This window comes from Dyadobacter sp. BHUBP1, from assembly GCF_050587785.1.
Lineage (GTDB): Bacteria > Bacteroidota > Bacteroidia > Cytophagales > Spirosomataceae > Dyadobacter.
The window spans coordinates 814,304-831,355 of sequence record NZ_JBOBIH010000003.1; the positions used below are offsets into that span (position 1 = coordinate 814,304).

The following is a 17,052-nucleotide window of genomic DNA, read 5'->3' on the forward strand; positions in this document are numbered from 1 at the left end:
GAACAGATTACCATTTTATGAAAACCTTGATTTTAAGTGCGCTTGCCAGTGTCTCCGTTTCACACGCTAATGCCCAGGATTCGACCGCTGCCGCCGGCAATGCATCACCATTTGCGGTGAGCGCTTATGTAGAGTCGTATTACCTGCACGATTTCCGCAAAAATGACAACCACACCATGCCTGGTTTTATTTATAACCACAACCGCACCGGCGAGGTGAATCTGAATCTGGCGTTTCTGAAAGGTTCTTACACGGGCGATCGTGTGCGGGCGAACCTGGCGTTGGCGGCCGGGACTTATATGAATGCGAACTACGCAGCGGAGCCGGGCGTGCTGAGGAACGTCTTCGAGGCGAATGCGGGTGTGAAGATTGCGAAAGACCACAATCTCTGGCTCGATGCAGGTATTATGCCGTCACACATTGGCTTCGAAAGCGCGATTGGAAAGGACAACTGGGCCTTGACGCGCAGTCTGGTAGCGGAAAATACGCCCTATTTCGAAACCGGCGTAAAATTGGGATACACTACCCAGGACTCGAAATGGTACCTCGGGGCAACCTACCTTAATGGCTGGCAGCGGATTCAGCGGATGGATGGCAACTCGACGCCCGCATTCGGTACACAGGTCACTTTTAAACCCAATGCAGCCGTTACGCTGAATTACAGCACGTTCGTCGGTAGCGACAAGCCGGATAGCACCCGGCAAATGCGGTATTACCATAACATTTACGGGGTGTTCCAACTATCGGACAAATGGGGCCTTACCACCGGCTTCGACATTGGCAGCGAGCAGAAAGCGAAGGGCAGCAGCGCGTACAACACCGTTTACGTGCCGGTAATGATCCTGCGCTTTTCGCCTTCTTCCAGGATTAATGTCGCGGCGAGAGGCGAGTATTACCATGACAAAAATGGTGTGATCATCGCCACCGGTACGGATCATGGCTTCCAGACCTTCGGAACATCGCTCAATTTCGATTATCAGATCGCCCCGCAGGTCCTGTGGCGCATCGAGGCGCGTAACCTTAGCAGCCGTGATGCGATTTTCAATGGCAAGGGCAATGATTTATCCAAAAACAAAACCTATCTGACCACCGCCTTGATCTTTGCATTAAACTAAACAGCCTGGCAAGGAACTACCCGCAACTTTGAACTCATCGACCCTCAACTCATAGCACAATGGAAAACAGCGCCGAACATTTCCTGGAACTGATCAAAAAGTCGAGGAGGGGCAAATTCAAGATATACATCGGTATGAGTGCCGGAGTGGGCAAAACCTACCGGATGTTGCAGGAGGCCCACGCGCTCCTGCGTACGGGCATCGACGTGAAGATCGGTTATATAGAAACCCATAACCGGAAAGAAACCCACGAGTTGCTCGATGGGCTGCCGGTGGTCCCGCGACGGAAGCTGTTTTACAAAGGGAAAGAGCTGGAAGAGTTCGATGTGCAGGCCGTGATTACCCTGCGGCCGGAGGTAGTGATCGTGGACGAGCTCGCACATTCGAATATTGAAGGTAGTAAAAATGCCAAGCGCTGGCAGGATGTGCTGGATATCCTCGAAGCGGGGATCAACGTGATTTCGGCCGTGAATATCCAGCATATCGAAAGCCTGAACCAGGAAGTGCGCGAGATTACCGGTGTGGAGGTGGCCGAGCGCATTCCCGACAAGGTACTGGGCCTGGCCGACGAGGTCGTGAATATCGACCTTACCGCCGACGAGCTCATTACCCGCTTGAAAGAAGGTAAAATTTACCGGGAGGAGAAGATCCAGGCTGCTTTACAAAACTTCTTCAAGCCGCAGCACATTCTCCAGCTCCGCGAGCTGGCGTTGAAAGAGGTGGCTTCCCAGGTGGAACGGAAGGTAGAAAGCGAAATACAGCCCGGCATGGTGCTCAAACACGAGCGTTTTCTCGCATGCATTAGCAGTAATGAAAAGACGGCCCGGAATGTGATCCGTAAAACGGCCCGGCTGGCCAATTACTACCATAGCAGCTGGTTCTTGTTGTACGTACAGACACCCGGCGAATCGGCGAGCCGCATTGGACTCGCAAAGCAGCGGCATTTGATCAACAATTTCAAACTGGCTACCGAGCTGGGTGGGAATGTGATCAAAATGGAGAGCGGCAGCGTCGCCAAAACGATCGTGGAAGTGGCCGAAAAGAACAAGATCACCACTATATGTATCGGAAAGCCCCATTTGAACCTTTTCAAGGTCATTCTGGCCACGAATGTGTTTAACGGGCTTTTAAATAAAATGTCTTCTTCCGACATTGACCTCGTAATACTTTCCTGAAATGAAGATCAAAACCAAACTGAGGCTGGGCATCGGCCTGCTTTTCGCCATGATCACAGTGCTGGCCGTGGTGGGGATCAGGCAGGTGAGCCTGCTTTCAGCCGATTCGCGCAATATTCTTATTGCCAACCATAATTCGCTGGAATACTCCCGCCAGATGCTCCATGCACTCGACGAGCTGGAAGTACATGCCGGGGCATTGGATCTATTTAAAAAGAACCTCGAAGCGCAGCAGAAGAATATCACGGAAATAGGGGAAAGAGAGCTTACCGCACAGCTGACAGGCCATTTTGAAAAACTGAAAATCAACGTCCGCGACAAGGAGATCATAGCGCTGATCCGAAACGATGTGTTGGAAATTATGAGCATTAACCTCGACGCGATCAACCGCAAAAGCCATATTGCTGGCCAGACGGCCAAAAGCTCTATGGTGTGGATCGGTATCACGGGCACATTGTGCTTCATAATTGCATTTACATTGTTTGTGAACCTGCCGGGAAACATCGCTAATCCAATCCGTGAGCTCACCGAAAGTATCCGCCAGATAGCCAATGAAAATTATACGGAGCGGGTGCATTTCGGTAGCCACGACGAATACGGACAGCTGGCGCAGTCGTTCAATACGATGGCCGAGAAGCTGGAAGAGTACAATAACAGCAATCTGGCGAAGCTGATGATCGAGAAGAAACGGGTAGAAACGCTGATCGACAACATGCACGACCCGGTAATAGGCCTGGATGAAAACCGGAAGGTGATATTTGCCAATGAAGTTGCCAGAAAGGTAACGGGCTTGCAGGCATCCGAGCTGGTTGGCTGCAATGCGACCGACGTTGCGCTGCACAACGACCTCGTCCGCTCGCTGGTGAAAGACCTTTTCGAACCGCAGGCAAAGGGTAACGGCCAAAGTGCCGCTATGAAAATCTACGCCGACGAGAAAGAAAGCTATTTTGAAAAAGAATACGTCGATATTTCCATCGTGCCGACTGGTGAGCAGCAACCGCGTTCGATCGGCCATGTGATCATTCTGCGTAATGTGACGCCGTATAAAGAGCTGGATTTTGCTAAGACGAATTTTATTGCCAACGTCTCACACGAGCTCAAAACTCCTATTTCTTCCATTAAAATAACCCTTGATCTCCTTCGTAACGAGGGCGTGGGCAACACCAACGACGAGCAGCGGAGCCTGCTCGACAGCATCCGTGAGGACGCCGACCGACTGTTGAAAATTACCGGTGAGCTATTGAATATTACTCAGGTGGAAAGCGGGAAGATACAGCTCAATATCGCCGGCACGTCGGTCCGGGAGATCGTGCAATATGCCATTGCGGCCAACGAAATCCAGGCAGAAAGCAGGGACATTCGGCTGCAAATTGAGGACAAAGGCCTGCGCGCCAGCGTGCTGGCCGATTCGGAGAAGACGGCCTGGGTACTTACCAACCTGGTGTCCAATGCGATCCGCTATTCTTACGACCATTCCAGCATCCGCATTATCCTGGAAGAAGACGAGCAAGCTGTGCGCATTGCAGTAGCAGACAGCGGGCAGGGCATTTCACAGGAATACAAGGATAAGATCTTCGACCGCTATTTCCGTGTGCCGGGCTCCACCAAGGAAGGAACCGGCCTGGGCCTCGCAATCAGCCGCGAATTTATGGAAGCCCAGGACGGCACACTCACCGTCGAAAGCGAACTGGGAGCGGGGAGTACTTTCACGATTGTCTTGAAAAAGGCGGAGCAAGGTTTGCAATCTATCTAGTTTTAACCGAGCGTCGTATTACTGGAAGTCTTTTGTAGGATTCAAATTGAAGCTTTTTTGAGGCTGAGGGAATCTTCGCAGCCGTGTCGTTGGCCGTTCGGTTTTTTGGGCCATCCGTTTACACATTATATATGTTTTTCATCATCGCGACTGATAAAATGCTCCCGTATCTGTAATACCGGAACATTAATCAACGAAAGCTATATGAGAACAAGAAATCTACCCCAAAGCTTTATGATGCAGCGCACCGAGTTTTTTTTACGGTGCAGGGCGTTAGTTCGCAGCCTGTCGCTGGTGCTGCTTACGGCGGCGGTTGCTCCCGCTCAGAATCCCTTCAAGTTTGCTTACCAGGGACTTGCACGCGACGGAGCAGGCAATGTGATCGCCAATGCGACCGTTTCGGTGCGCGTTACAATCCACGAGAATGCGCCCGACGGCCCGGTTGTTTACCAGCAAACCGATTCCCCGAAAACAAACGCGGCGGGCATCTACAACCTTGTAGTGGGAACGAATGCCTTTCTCAGCATCGACTGGGGTTCCAAGGAGTTTTTCCTGCAATCGGAGCTCGATGGGAATGGCGGGGCTGATAGTTTCACAGACATGGGCACGACGCAGTTGCAGAGCGTCCCCTATGCAATGGTATCGAAGCAATGGATGAACGGGTACCCGGTCGTACAGAAAGGCATCCTGGGTGCAGGACCTGTTCTTCCCGGCCTGCAAGCTGGCGCCAACCTGATCTGGTATCCCCGCAAGGCAGCTTTCCGGGCCGGGGCGCTGGATATAAATAGTACCTCGTATTGGAATGATGCCTCGGTTGGGAATTATTCCTTTGCCACCGGATTGGATACCAAGGCTTCCGGGGAGGGGGCGATTTCTATGGGTAAAATGTCGTTTGCCTCAGGCATTAATTCCGTAACGATCGGCTCTTATCTGTTTTCCAATGCAGAAAACGCCGTCGCGATAGGGAGCGGTTCGGAGGCGGCTGCCGAAGGAACCGTTGCATTGGGCACGGGCGTTCACGCCACCGGTTATAAGTCAGTGGCCATGGGTTCGCTTGCGATTGCATCGGGCGCACAGTCGACCGCCATTGGAGCGGGTACGATCGCCAAATCTTTTGGCGGCGTTGCGTTGGGTGCTTACAATAACCAATCAGACCCGGTCGTGGCATCGAGCCCTCTCAACCGAATTTTCCAGGTGGGTAATGGAACAAGCGATGTCAACCGGTCCAACGCACTGACCATCCTGAGAAACGGAAATGTCGGGATCGGCGCCGGCGTTACCAATCCCGAACACCTTCTCGACGTTGGAGGAAGAATGCGGTTGCGCCATAGCGCCGGGCAAACTGCCGGACTCTGGCTCGACAGCCCCAGTTACAAATCCAATTTTTTCGTCGGGACCATCGACGAAGGAGCGGTGGGCTTTTATTCAAATGACGCCGGCTGGTTTATTAAGATGTTTAAAAATGGAAGTGTGAGGATACAGCAGAATATGGAATGTTATGGAGCGATGGACATCAGTGAAGACCTCAGGGTTCATAAAGATCTGTACCTCTACGGCAAAATGCACGAATATTCCGATCGCCGTTTGAAATATCATATTTCTCCTTTGACTGGCAGTTTGACTAAGATCAGCGAGTTGGGAGGATACCATTATTTTTGGAAGAGCCAGCAAGCAAATCGGCGGCTTCAAACCGGCGTGATCGCCCAGGAAGTCGAAAAGATCTTTCCCGAGCTTGTTACAACCGATTCAGAAGGGTTCAAATCGGTTGATTATACAGGCCTAATCCCACATTTGATCGAAGCGGTGAAGGAGCTTAACGAAAAGAACGCGGTAATCCACCGTTTGGAAAAAGATATGGAGTCGGTAAAGAAGATGGTCGCGGGATTAAAGGAGAGCGGCACCGGGGCTAAGTTCGATGCAAGCATCGGTAAGTAAAAACAGCCCCGGCCGGGGCTGTTTTTTTGTTGTTACTCGATCACCCGCACACCCACGTACGAGGATGCCTGGCCCGAGAGGTAAACCCGGTGTGTGGCCTTCTGGAAATCGGACGCATTGGCTTTGTAAATATTTACAAACTTCTGCGGGTTGCGATCCACGAGCGGGAACCACGAGCTTTGCACCTGCACCATGATTTTGTGCCCCTTTTTGAAACGGTGCGCGGCATCCTGCATATCGAATTTCACATTTTCGATCTTGCCCGGCTTCATAGGCTCGGGTTTGGAAAAACTCTTGCGGAATTTGGAACGCATTACCTCACCCCGGACCAGCAGCTGGAAGCCACCCATTTTCATAGTTGGGTTAATAGGGCTGTCGTTCGGCGCGTCGCCGGGGTAAACATCGATGAGTTTTACTATGAAATCTGCGTCGGTGCCGGTTGTGGATACGAAAAGATCGGCAAATACATTACCGGAAATGGTTACGTCTTCTTTCAAAATTTCAGATTCATACACGAGCACGTCCGGTCGCGAGGCGGCGAAGCGCTGATCTTCGTACATAAAATCGCTGCCGCGGATAATGCGGATTTCGGAGGTGTACGGTACCGGCTTGTCCGGGTCGCTGAGATACTCGTGAAAAGCCGGTTTCGCGCCTGCCTGCATGGTCGTCATAGTGGGCGAGAAGGATAATGTGCCGTCCGGATGCAGGTAGAGCTTTTTCTCCACGGTATTTTTCGGCGGCCACTGGTCGTACTTACGCCATTCGTTTGCCCCGGTTTCGAAAATATAGGCCTTCGGCAGGTTGGGATCCGGCTGATCTTTCAGGTAATGGTTAAAAACCGGGAGCTCGATTTCCTTTTGGTAAAATGTGCTGGTTTTAGCACCAAACCGGATATTTCCCAGCGACTCTCCCGTGCCCCGCGCCCAGCCACCGTGAATCCACGGGCCCATGATGAGCCAGCTCGGCGTCTGCGGGTTTTGGGATGCCACAGCCTGGTGAGTTTTCAGCGGCCCGTACAAATCTTCCTGGTCGAACCAGCCGCCCACGACCATGACGGCCGGTCTGACGTTCTTCAAATGCGGTACCGGCGTGCGGGCTTTCCAGAAATCGTTGTAGGTTTCATTTTCCATCATCTGGTTCCAGATGCGGTTCTGCCCTTTGAAAATCTGTTCGTTGAAGTTTTTCAGCGGCCCCATTTTCTTGTAAAATTCATAGGAATCCGGTGTGCCGTAGGAGGAGTACTGCGGCGAGGCTTTGGGGGTCGGCACGGGTCGCGGAGCACCGTACGACGACAGGAATGCAAATGTACCCATCAGGAAAAATGCGCCGTTGTGGTGCCGGTCGTCTCCCATGAACCAGTCGGTAACCGGTGCTTGCGGTGAAGCGATTTTCAATGCGGGATGCGCGTCCACGGCCGTCATGGTAGCATAGTACCCCGGCGCCGAAATGCCCCAGGTGCCCACTTTGCCATTATTTCCCTCAATGTTTTGAATGAGCCATTCGATCGTATCGTAAGTGTCGGAGCTTTCGTCGATATCCGTTTTGCCTTTCTTGACAGGGATAAACGGGCGGTAAGCTTCGAAATCACCCTCCGACATGAGTTTGCCTCTTACATCCTGGTATACAATAATATAACCTTCCCGCGCAAAGAGCATGCTCGGCCCGAGCGCGGTTTTGTATAAATTTTCTCCATACGGCGCCACGCTGTAAGGCGTACGGTTGAGCAGGATGGGGTAGGTTTTGCTTTTTGAAATATCCTTCGGCAGATAAATGGAAGTGAAAAGCTTCACACCGTCGCGCATCGGAATCTGCCGCTCGATTTTGGTATAGTGTTCGCGGATGTAGAGGGAATCTTCTTTTGGGGTGGTTTGGGCGTATACGTTTGTACCTGCGAGGATCGCAAAAACAAGGACCAAGGTCAAGCGGGAATGTTTCGTGAACCGGCAAATTAAGGAGTGAAGTAAGGTTGTTTTCAAGGCGGTTGCAGGATTAGTTTTAGCCAATTTAACACAAAACGCCATACAATCGCAGCTAAGGGCGTTTTTTTGAAGTTGATAAGTCGCTCCGGCATTGCCGCTTATCACATCCCTCTTGCAGATCTAAGATCAGTACTATATATTGCATAGTACCTTGTAAAACAATTTTTAGCCATGAAAATGAAATCACTACTGATCTCTCCGATGATTATGCTCGTCATGCTCGTTTCCTGCAATAATGGTGATGTTAGCATTGCCGTAAAGGATGAGGACGACTACTACCGCTTCAAGGCCCAGTTCGATGACAACCTGTCGCCTGATGTGAGCGAGTTTCTGAACGAGCACCTTTCGACCGTGCGGATCGATCCGGAGAAGGACTCCAAGGTTGTCACCGTTTTACCGGACCAAACCCGATTGACCATTGAATCGTCACCTGGCGAACTGATGGTGTATCTAGACAAAGAGGAAAACAGCCGAGATTCCTACCATCGGGTTAAAAACCTTTGCGAAGGTGTTAAGGATGTCATTCTGAAACATAATCACAAAAACAGCCGTCTGGAAAACTCCCGTTCGAATTAGACCGGTGTCCGAAAATTTTTATTTTTGGTAAACCAACAGACTGGTTACAAATGGTTTCCAAAACGATCACCGCTTTTTACCACAAACACAGGCAGGAGCTACTCTATGGGGTATCGCTTGCCTTGTTGCTTTTTGTGCTCCGGTGGCTCGAACTGCGGTTTCTGGTCATGAACCACATTATCGAAATTTACGTAGGCGCCATTGCGTTGCTATTCACCGGACTGGGCATCTGGCTCGCGCACAAGCTTACCACGCCCAAAGTGGAGACACGGATCGTGGAACGGGCGGTGTATGTAACAGCGGTCAATGAATTTACCGTCAATGAATCGGAGCGGACGCGGCTGGGGATCAGTCACCGTGAGCTGGAAGTGTTGCAGCTGGTGGCCGAAGGGTTAAGCAATCAGGAAATCGGCGACCGGTTGTTCGTATCGCTCAATACGGTGAAGACGCATTCCTCACGGATTTTCGAAAAACTCGAAGTCCGCAACCGCACGCAGGCTGTCGAGCGCGCGAGGCGCCTTGGGCTTATCGTCTGATGCGGTATGGGAACGATGGTGGTCAAGTGTTGTCAGGTATGGTCAGGAATAGTCATGTGTGGTCAAGTGTAGTCATGTGTGGTCAAGTGTAGTCAAATGTGGTCAAGTATGGTCGAGTGTTGTCAAGTGTAGTCAAGTGTGGTCATGTGTTGTCAACGTCTTATTAGATTAAAATTCCCAACCATTTCTGACCACGCCTGACCATTCATGACAACACCTGACCATTCATGACAACATCTGACCAAAAGACCTGTCGAATGTAAAATCACCCGAAAGTATGACTCTAAAACGGCCTATACGCTTCAATTTCGCAGCATTATCGGACATTTAATCAAATGATATGAACAGGATCATCGTTATCTGCGGGCTGATTTCGGGTGCGCTGGTGTCAACTTTCATGGTTTGCTCGATGGCGGTCTGCTATCAGAAGGAGGCTTTCGAAGGCAACATGCTGCTGGGTTATGCGGCTATGTTGCTGTCGTTTTCCATGGTTTTTGTGGGGATCAAAAACTATCGCGACAAGTACAACGGCGGCTCGGTGTCTTTCGGAAAGGCATTCAAAATCGGGCTGTATATTACATCGGTAGCCTCTACGGTGTACGTGATCGTCTGGCTGATTGACTACTATCTCTTTATCCCCGATTTCATGGATAAATACACGGCGCATTTACTGAAACAGTTCCAGACCGAGGGGCCGACGGCCGCCGAGCTTGACGCGAAGGTTGTTGAGTTGGCCGGATACAAAGAGATGTACCAGAACCCGCTGATGGTTATTCTCTGGACTTATGCAGAAATCCTGCCGGTAGGGCTGGTGGTTACACTCATTTCTGCGTTGATTCTCAAAAAGTCCGGCACGGAGGCGTAGCCGGTATAGGCACGTTCAGGTCACCTGCCGGTATATGAAATGCAAAACTAATGCTACAAATAAGGGCTTGTGTTTCAAAGGTTTTTAGCTATAATAGCCTGAAAAGCTTTTGGTAAACATAAACCCTTCTTTTTGTGAAAATTCTACCTCCTACTGGTGGCGTTGTTGCCGTATGCCGCACTTGCTCAACGTCCCGCCGAACTCGTTATCAACGATCGGTTCTGTGGGCGTTCGATGATCAGACTCCCATCGGCAACCATCTCACTATTGGCGACAGCGATAGCCTGAGGACCATTTTAGCATTGAGCAACCTCTCTTCCGTTGGTGTCGGATTGTATTTATGCCGACGGTGCCGAGCATACCCGCAGGTTTGTCAAGAAATGATCGCTATTGAATCGCCAGCTTTTTGACGGTACGCCGGCCATTTATGCTCACTTTCAGAAAATAAATCCCGGTGTTGAGCTGGCCGGGCAGGAACGTGACGGGCGTCTGGCTGATCGTCATTTTACGGGTATCTAATGTCCTTCCTGAAACATCGGTAAGCGTCAGTTCGGCTACCTGCGTGGTTTGTCTGGCGATGCGGATCTGCATTTGGCTTGCCGTTGATGGGTTAGGGATGATTTCGACGTCGAGCGACAGGTTTGGCTCGGCTGCAAGTACAATTTCAAAAAGAGAAACCTGCATGATGGGAGTGTACAGCAGTCGTCCGTCAGTTGATGTCGCAACGACCCGATAATAATAGCGCGCGTTTACAGGCAACTTAGTGCTTTCACTATCCTCGAACATGTAATTCTTGTTCTGTTGCGAGATTGGGCCGCCGGGGACCTTTGCTATTTGCGTAAAGTTTTTGGCATCGGTAGATCGTTGTACAGCGAAATAGGCGAGTTCATTTTCGGCACTCGTTATCCAGGCCAATGTTACCAGGTTCTTTTCGTCCTTCTTTGCATTGAAACCAATGAATGTGGCAGGATCAGGCTTAGGAGCGGCCACTTTTACATGAAACACATCCTGAACGCAGTTCCGGCCATCCTTCACCGTATAATCTGTACTTTCAGTAGGTTTTACGGTGATCGTCCGTGTTTTTGAACCATCACTCCATACATAATTGCCTACAAACGAGGCTTTAAGCTCGATGGATTGATCGCGTGCGATTTCGTGCGTTGTTTCCTTGTTCACGCCCTTTTCCATCGTGAATTTATCGCGGATTACGCCGTCTGCTGCGATCCATTTCAAATCCAGCCGGTTGCCTTCCACTTCCAGCATAAGCCCTCCGCCGTGTTCGGCGTCGGAATGATACATGGCTTTGTGTGGGAAATCGGGCTTTGGATTGCCGAGTTGGCCCCCGGAACCGGCTACCACATATACCGTTCCCCGGCTTTGAGGGGAGTTTTTGATGTAGGGGCACGAATTGTCCGAACCATCGTACCGGGCAGAAGAGGCGTCAATGATGTGTTTGGACGCGTCGAAAGTGTTGCTGTACCCGTAATGACCGCCCATCAGGCGCGACCGCTCGTACACGTGACTATGCCCGCAAACGATCAGATCAACCCCCAGGCGTTCGAGAATCCGGATAAAATTCTGGCGGATCGCCGTCATTTCGGGATCGCCATCCGATTCCCGAGAGCCTTTCGAGTAGGGAGGATGGTGCCAGTAAGCCACGACCCAATCTTTGTTTTTGTTGGCCGCGAGGTCTTTTTTTATCCATTGTACCTGCCTGCCGAGCGTGTCATACAGGCGCGTCGCGTTGTCTTCCCGGCCGTACGAATCGAGCGAGAGGAAATGGACATTACCATAGTCGAAAGAATAGAATGCTTCGGTACCGGACGGTTCACCGCCTGCTTCGCCCCGGGTTGGCATGGTGAAAACATCGTAGTAGGGGACCTTATGATCGTTCTGCCGGGCCGGATTGTCGTTGTCGTAGTCGTGGTTACCCGGTGAGGGGAAGAGCGGATATTTTTTTAGCAGGTTGTCTTTATACCGGTTGAAAAAATTGGATTGGTACTCGGCATCACGCCCGAAAGAATAGGCGTTATCACCAAGCAAAAGCCAGGCATTCATGTAGTTGGAGCCGAGATAGTCCATCATCCTTGCCCGCACTTCGTCTTGTATGACAGAGTTCGTGCCGCAATCACCCAACAGTCCGAAACGATATTTTCCCGCTTTCCCAGCCACGGCGGAAGTCTGGAAATAGTTGTGCTCTCCGGCTTGTAAAACTGCGCTTTGCGAACCAATGGAATAGTAATAACGTGTTTCCGCTTGCAGGCCGGTGACATTCACTTCATGCTCGGTAACAGGGGTATCGTCGGCAAAAGTCTGGGCGAGTGACTGCGAGCTGCCGCCAATTCTGACGACGGATTCGGAGGGTTTATCGGTACGCCAACGGATAACGATACTCGTGGGCGTCGCTACCTGAAGATAGGGGCCGCGCAGGAGCGTACCTTGCGCCTGTGCGGCGATGAATGCGAAGAACAGCAAGAAGGCGGGTAAATATGTTTTCATAGACGGTCGGTAAGTGAATGTAGAAAGGCAATGATGTCAGACTTTTCCTGGTCCGAAAGATTAAGCGGTATTGCCGGTAACGTTTGGCTAGGAATATCGAGACCCAGGCCGGCCCCGCCTCCTTTATCGTAAAATTCCATGACTTTTTCGAGGCTTCCCAAAGCGCCGTTGTGCATGTAGGGAGCTGTTACGGCGGCGTTGCGAACGGTGGGCGTTTTAAATGCCCCGCGATAATAGGGGGTAGGGCGGGTTTCGAAGCGCCCCTGGTCGGGATCCGTTTTTGGGTGGAGCAGATCATCCGACGCGGTAGTGCCCAGTATTTCAAACTCCGTGAGCGTGTAAGTGGGCGGGATCAGCCCGTTGAAAAGCGGTGCGAAATGGCACGTGCCGCATTGAGCCTTACCCATAAAAAGGTTGAAGCCATTCACCTGACGATCCGTGAGTGCTGCTTTATCTCCCGCAATGTACCTGTCAAAATCCGAATTGAATGGCTGCAAAGTGCGTACATAGGCCGCAATGGCCTTGTAAATGATCGTATCACTCAAAGTCCCCCGCTTCGGAGATATCTTTCGGATCAGACGGCGATAGGGGCGTTCTCTGGCCAGTTTTCGTATCACTTCTCCTGGCTTGCCATTCATTTCGAGGCTGTCGCGGATCACCGTGCGGATCTGTTCTTCCAGCGTTTTGGCGCGTCCGTCCCAGAATTGAGCGTGTTGGAATGCACTATATAATAAGGAAGGTGCATTCCGCCGCACCGCCTGGCCAGGGTGAATGCCTATGCTGCGGGGGAGCCCGTCGGTAAAATACAGAGCGGGGTTATGGCACGATGCGCAGCTGCGCGTGCCGTTGGACGATAAACGCGTCTCGAAAAATAGTTTTTTACCTAACTCGGCAAATGCAGGATTGGTGTTGGCCCCTCCGGTAAAAGCAGGTTCTGCAAAAGCATCCCGGCTGAAAATGTTCCGGGCGTTGTAATTTAAAATACCCTTCTCATTGACCTCCAAACCCATTCCGCTGATCATCAGGCCAAGACTTTCCTGCAATGGCAGCGCATAGTTAGTCAGAAAGAACAACCGGTCGAACTGGTCGAAATCCGTTTTTCCGGTAAGATAAATCTCGCAGGAAATCAGCAATTTTCGGACCGAGCCTTCATCGGAATGCATTAAATAGGGATTCAATACTTCGTGAAGCGCTTGAAGTGAAACCAACGCTTCGTCGAGGCCGCTTTTAAGTAATGGCGCATCGAAACCGCTGATGCTCAGTGTTATGACACGGATCAGTTCGAGGCGCACACTTTCCAGTACCTGCGCGTCGGTGGTTTTGAAATTGTAGAGCAGTGCGGGCAGATCTTCTGCCGAAGTTTCGAGAAACCGACATTGTTGCACGATTTCCTCCTTATGTAAACCGGGATTGTCGAGCAACAGCGCTTCGATATATTGGAGCCCGGTAGGAGCTCCGTATTCGAGGTGTGGCTCCTCGATTTCGTTCTTGGGCGGCCGGTTGTAGATGCGCGACGAGGTAAAAAAGAAGTAGTCCAGGAAAAATGCGATCCGCTTGTAAGCCAGCCGGGTTTCTCTCAGCTTTTGTTTTGCATGTGCAATGCTCTGGACATCGGAAGTATCTATTTTTTCGATCGCCATCCGCATTTGTCTTACGGCGGCGGCAAATGCCGGGGCATCGGTTCGAAAGCGGTCCGTGCAGTTTTGTACGCCAATGCTTTCCTGCCGGGATGCCGCAGCAAGCAGTAACAATGCCATACATAATGCAAGCGCTCTCCGCATCGGACAGAAAAGGGTTTTGAAACTTATGCAAGATACAGAAGAGGCGTCAAATCACGAATTAGCATTAAATTGCCAACTCTGACCCAATTTTCGAATTGCCATGCACGGTTCATTTCCACGGCTCGACATCGGCCCGCTATCCGAATACCGCGAAGACCATATCATGATCGCCCGGTTTTCGGATTATGTTCATGAACATCAGAGCCTTGTTTTTCCGCATCGCCACAGTTTCTACCATCTGGTACTTTTTACCGAAGGCAGTGGCCGGCACACGATTGATTTCCACCATTTTCAAGCTACGCCTTATCAGATCTATTTCATGATTCCCGGACAGGTACATACATGGGATTTTGAAGGGGAAATGGAAGGGTACGTGGTCAATTTCTCGGATACTTTTTTCAAATCCTTCCTGCTGCAACCGGAATACCTCGATTCGTTCTCTTTTCTCGATCAGGATAGCAGCAATAATGTATTGATGCTGTCCGAACCGATTCGCGCGCATGTCTGCAGGCTGTTCGAGGAATTGCTGAGCCAAAATGCCCGCGCGACGGCGTGGCGCGACGATATGGTGCGTGTTTTACTACTCCAAATTTTCCTGATCATCGAACAGAGCGATTCGGTAGACCGCAAAAAGAATGCTGAAAAGGGGAAGAATGCGACGGTACGGAACTTCATCCGCCTCATCGATAAGCATTACGACCAACTGCGACTGCCCGGCCAGTATGCCGAAATGCTGAATGTGACGCCTAATCACCTGAATGCGCTATGTAAAGAGCACCTGGGAATGCAGGCGGGAGAGCTGATCCGCAGCCGGATCGTTTTGGAGGCAAAAAGACTTCTGATCAACGTGGATCTGACCGTTTCGGAAATCGCTTACAAGCTGAATTTCAACGATAACTCCTACTTTACCAAGTTCTTCCGGAAAGAAACCGGCATGACGCCGGAAGATTTCCGGAAGAGCCCGGCCTTATAAATGCTTTACGCCCGTTCTTCGGAAGACACCGGCTTGATGAACAACGCAAGCCAGGTGCGGCGCGCCATGCGGTAAAAGAGCGGTGTCAGGATAACCAGGATTGGAATGATGCTTACCAGGAAATAATCGAGGTATTGTCTGAAAAAATTGACGAAAATCAGGAAGTAAATCACCATGAATGCCACGTAGAGGGCATAGCTGATATACAATGCGCCCTGATAGAACCCCGGTTCAGGCACAAAGTCGGCACCACAGTGAGGGCAATGGCGGTTCATTTTGTCGAAATTCCGCAGATTATAGGCGCTTTTTGTAATGAAAAAGTCGCCCTCGCCGCATTGGGGGCATTTGTTGAATAAAATGCTGTATATTTTATTGGGCTTTGCCATGATCTTACTGTTTTAAACTCTATACAAATTTCCTCAATAGCCTGTTTAAAAAGAAAGACTGGATCTCGCTTTTGTGGTAGAAATCAACGATCGGTTAGTAAGCCTGCCTCAATGAGTTGATGAAAGCGGCCATTTCTATGGTATCGAACACACGGTCGATGTGCAGATGGGTAAGGGCATGGTGCGGCATGAAGGGCATTTGGGCGGTATCGGGATTTTGCACGACAGCCATACCTCCGGCTTTCTTTACGGCAGTGAGACCGCTGGTACCGTCCTCATTAGCACCTGAGAGCAATATCGCCACCAGCCCCGGTCCGTAGACCTCAGCAGCCGATTCGAACGTGACGTCGATGCTCGGCCGGCTGAAATTGATTTTTTCGGAATAGTCCAGTGAAAAAGTGCGGTTATGTTCGATGAGTAGATGGTAATCGGCAGGAGCAAGGTAGATCGTTCCGGGTGTAACAGGTTCTTTGTCTTCAACTTCCTGGGTTGGATTTAAGGTTTTGGAAGCCAGCAATTCGGATAAGGAGGAATCACCGGAACTACGGCGGTGCAATACCAGCGCCACCGGGAACGGCAAGTCGGCGCGTAACAACGGAAGCAGCCTGAACAGGACCTCCAGACTCCCCGCCGAGCCTCCGATCAACAGGAGTTCGCAAGTATGGTTTAAATGATTTTCTTCCATATTTTCTCCCGGTTCAGTTGCTTAAACTTGTGTTGTACAGCCGAGAATTTCAGGGTCTCTTTCGTCCCTAATGCAAGGTAACCCAATGTGCCGAGACTCGCATCGAATAGTTGCAGGACCCTGTCTTGTAATTCCTTGTCAAAGTAAATGAGTACGTTACGACAGAGAATCAGATCGAATTCATTGAAAGAGCTGTCGGATACCAGGTTATGGGTCGAAATAATGATCTTTTCCGAAAGTTCGTTGTCGAACTTGGCTTGTCCGTATTGGGCCGTGTAATAAGTAGAAAAATCCGCGGTGCCACCCGATAAAATGTAGCTTTCGGAGTATTGTTTCATCAGCGAGAGTGGAAATATGCCCTTTCTGACCTTTTCAAGCACGCTCGGATTGAGATCGGTCGCATACAGCAGTGAGCGCCGGAGAAGATTGGCCTCTTTGAGCAGGATGGCCATGGAATATACCTCTTCGCCCGTTGAGCAGCCTGCATGCCAGATACGGACAAACGGCTTGGTACCCAATACCGGAAGTACTTCCTCGCGCAGGGACCTGTAAAATGCAGGATCACGAAACATTTCGGTGACATTGACCGTCACTTCTTCTACGAATCGTTTGAGATACGACGGATCGTTGCGGACCTTGTAACGCAACTCGGCGAAGCTGGGGAATTTATCGAGAGAGCAGAGCCGGGTGATCCTGCGTTTCAACGAAGCGCGAGAGTACCGCGTGAAATCGTATCCGTAGAGATCGAACAAGTCATTCAGCAAAAGATCGATGTCTTCCTCTTCAATCATGGG

General features: G+C 50.7%; 14 protein-coding genes. 8 read left to right on the forward strand and 6 right to left on the reverse strand.

Annotation, left to right across the window (positions count from 1 at the left end; translation table 11 throughout):
• The first annotated feature begins 17 nt into the window (after positions 1-17).
• The 4 genes from ACQ4MZ_RS15615 (at position 18) to ACQ4MZ_RS15630 (ending at position 5,978) form a co-directional block, all read left to right on the forward strand.
• Positions 18-1,115, forward strand: a complete 1,098-nt coding sequence (locus tag ACQ4MZ_RS15615) for a porin (protein ID WP_430846005.1) — start codon at positions 18-20, stop codon at positions 1,113-1,115.
• A 59-nt stretch (positions 1,116-1,174) separates the two neighbouring features.
• Entirely contained in the window at positions 1,175-2,290 is a 1,116-nt protein-coding gene (locus ACQ4MZ_RS15620) for a sensor protein KdpD (RefSeq protein WP_430846007.1), read from the forward strand.
• A 1-nt stretch (position 2,291) separates the two neighbouring features.
• Positions 2,292-4,043, forward strand: a complete 1,752-nt coding sequence (locus tag ACQ4MZ_RS15625) for an ATP-binding protein (RefSeq protein WP_430846009.1) — start codon at positions 2,292-2,294, stop codon at positions 4,041-4,043.
• A 204-nt stretch (positions 4,044-4,247) separates the two neighbouring features.
• A complete protein-coding gene (locus tag ACQ4MZ_RS15630; protein WP_430846011.1) occupies positions 4,248-5,978 on the forward strand; it encodes a tail fiber domain-containing protein in 1,731 nt (576 codons plus the stop codon).
• A 32-nt stretch (positions 5,979-6,010) separates the two neighbouring features.
• On the opposite strand, the gene ACQ4MZ_RS15635 is transcribed toward ACQ4MZ_RS15630, so the two are convergent.
• Positions 6,011-7,900 carry a CocE/NonD family hydrolase gene (locus tag ACQ4MZ_RS15635; protein ID WP_430846013.1) on the reverse strand — a complete coding sequence of 630 codons (1,890 nt, stop codon included), beginning with the start codon at positions 7,898-7,900 and terminating at the stop codon, positions 6,011-6,013.
• Positions 7,901-8,128: 228 nt separating this feature from the next.
• On the opposite strand from ACQ4MZ_RS15635, the gene ACQ4MZ_RS15640 reads away from it, so the two are divergent.
• The 3 genes from ACQ4MZ_RS15640 (at position 8,129) to ACQ4MZ_RS15650 (ending at position 9,934) form a co-directional block, all read left to right on the forward strand.
• Positions 8,129-8,533: a hypothetical protein gene (locus tag ACQ4MZ_RS15640; RefSeq protein ID WP_430846015.1), complete on the forward strand. Its 405-nt coding sequence runs from the start codon at positions 8,129-8,131 to the stop codon at positions 8,531-8,533.
• 50 nt (positions 8,534-8,583) lie between these two features.
• Entirely contained in the window at positions 8,584-9,069 is a 486-nt protein-coding gene (locus ACQ4MZ_RS15645; protein WP_430846017.1) for a response regulator transcription factor, read from the forward strand.
• Between the two features lie 340 nt (positions 9,070-9,409).
• Complete coding sequence (locus tag ACQ4MZ_RS15650; protein WP_430846019.1) at positions 9,410-9,934, forward strand: DUF4199 domain-containing protein; 525 nt, start codon at positions 9,410-9,412, stop codon at positions 9,932-9,934.
• A 387-nt stretch (positions 9,935-10,321) separates the two neighbouring features.
• Here the strand turns inward: ACQ4MZ_RS15650 and ACQ4MZ_RS15655 are convergent, their stop codons facing one another.
• Both ACQ4MZ_RS15655 and ACQ4MZ_RS15660 read right to left on the reverse strand, forming a co-directional pair.
• Entirely contained in the window at positions 10,322-12,433 is a 2,112-nt protein-coding gene (locus ACQ4MZ_RS15655; RefSeq protein WP_430846021.1) for a metallophosphoesterase, read from the reverse strand.
• Entirely contained in the window at positions 12,430-14,214 is a 1,785-nt protein-coding gene (locus tag ACQ4MZ_RS15660) for a cytochrome-c peroxidase (protein WP_430846023.1), read from the reverse strand. Before ACQ4MZ_RS15660 ends, ACQ4MZ_RS15655 begins: the two co-directional genes overlap by 4 nt.
• Positions 14,215-14,314: 100 nt before the next feature.
• Between ACQ4MZ_RS15660 and ACQ4MZ_RS15665 the strand changes: the two genes are divergently transcribed.
• Positions 14,315-15,187 carry an AraC family transcriptional regulator gene (locus tag ACQ4MZ_RS15665; RefSeq protein ID WP_430846025.1) on the forward strand — a complete coding sequence of 291 codons (873 nt, stop codon included), beginning with the start codon at positions 14,315-14,317 and terminating at the stop codon, positions 15,185-15,187.
• 5 nt (positions 15,188-15,192) lie between these two features.
• Here ACQ4MZ_RS15665 and ACQ4MZ_RS15670 read toward each other — a convergent pair whose 3' ends face one another.
• The 3 genes from ACQ4MZ_RS15670 to ACQ4MZ_RS15680 all read right to left on the reverse strand — a co-directional run bounded on the left by ACQ4MZ_RS15670 (position 15,193) and on the right by ACQ4MZ_RS15680 (position 17,049).
• Positions 15,193-15,573 carry a DUF983 domain-containing protein gene (locus ACQ4MZ_RS15670; protein WP_430846027.1) on the reverse strand — a complete coding sequence of 127 codons (381 nt, stop codon included), beginning with the start codon at positions 15,571-15,573 and terminating at the stop codon, positions 15,193-15,195.
• Between the two features lie 94 nt (positions 15,574-15,667).
• Positions 15,668-16,258: a chemotaxis protein CheB gene (locus ACQ4MZ_RS15675; RefSeq protein ID WP_430846029.1), complete on the reverse strand. Its 591-nt coding sequence runs from the start codon at positions 16,256-16,258 to the stop codon at positions 15,668-15,670.
• Positions 16,240-17,049, reverse strand: coding sequence for a CheR family methyltransferase (locus ACQ4MZ_RS15680; RefSeq protein WP_430846031.1), 810 nt, complete (start codon positions 17,047-17,049; stop codon positions 16,240-16,242). Before ACQ4MZ_RS15680 ends, ACQ4MZ_RS15675 begins: the two co-directional genes overlap by 19 nt.
• Positions 17,050-17,052 lie beyond the last annotated feature (3 nt).

Coding starts and splice junctions, on each gene's coding strand:
- ACQ4MZ_RS15645 (WP_430846017.1), top strand. CDS start 8,584: ATGGTTTCCAAAACGATCACCGCTTTTTACCACAAACACAGGCAGGAG.
- ACQ4MZ_RS15625 (WP_430846009.1), top strand. CDS start 2,292: ATGAAGATCAAAACCAAACTGAGGCTGGGCATCGGCCTGCTTTTCGCC.
- ACQ4MZ_RS15665 (WP_430846025.1), top strand. CDS start 14,315: ATGCACGGTTCATTTCCACGGCTCGACATCGGCCCGCTATCCGAATAC.
- ACQ4MZ_RS15640 (WP_430846015.1), top strand. CDS start 8,129: ATGAAAATGAAATCACTACTGATCTCTCCGATGATTATGCTCGTCATG.
- ACQ4MZ_RS15655 (WP_430846021.1), bottom strand. CDS start 12,433: ATGAAAACATATTTACCCGCCTTCTTGCTGTTCTTCGCATTCATCGCC.
- ACQ4MZ_RS15675 (WP_430846029.1), bottom strand. CDS start 16,258: ATGGAAGAAAATCATTTAAACCATACTTGCGAACTCCTGTTGATCGGA.
- ACQ4MZ_RS15660 (WP_430846023.1), bottom strand. CDS start 14,214: ATGCGGAGAGCGCTTGCATTATGTATGGCATTGTTACTGCTTGCTGCG.
- ACQ4MZ_RS15670 (WP_430846027.1), bottom strand. CDS start 15,573: ATGGCAAAGCCCAATAAAATATACAGCATTTTATTCAACAAATGCCCC.
- ACQ4MZ_RS15650 (WP_430846019.1), top strand. CDS start 9,410: ATGAACAGGATCATCGTTATCTGCGGGCTGATTTCGGGTGCGCTGGTG.
- ACQ4MZ_RS15620 (WP_430846007.1), top strand. CDS start 1,175: ATGGAAAACAGCGCCGAACATTTCCTGGAACTGATCAAAAAGTCGAGG.
- ACQ4MZ_RS15680 (WP_430846031.1), bottom strand. CDS start 17,049: ATGATTGAAGAGGAAGACATCGATCTTTTGCTGAATGACTTGTTCGAT.
- ACQ4MZ_RS15615 (WP_430846005.1), top strand. CDS start 18: ATGAAAACCTTGATTTTAAGTGCGCTTGCCAGTGTCTCCGTTTCACAC.
- ACQ4MZ_RS15630 (WP_430846011.1), top strand. CDS start 4,248: ATGAGAACAAGAAATCTACCCCAAAGCTTTATGATGCAGCGCACCGAG.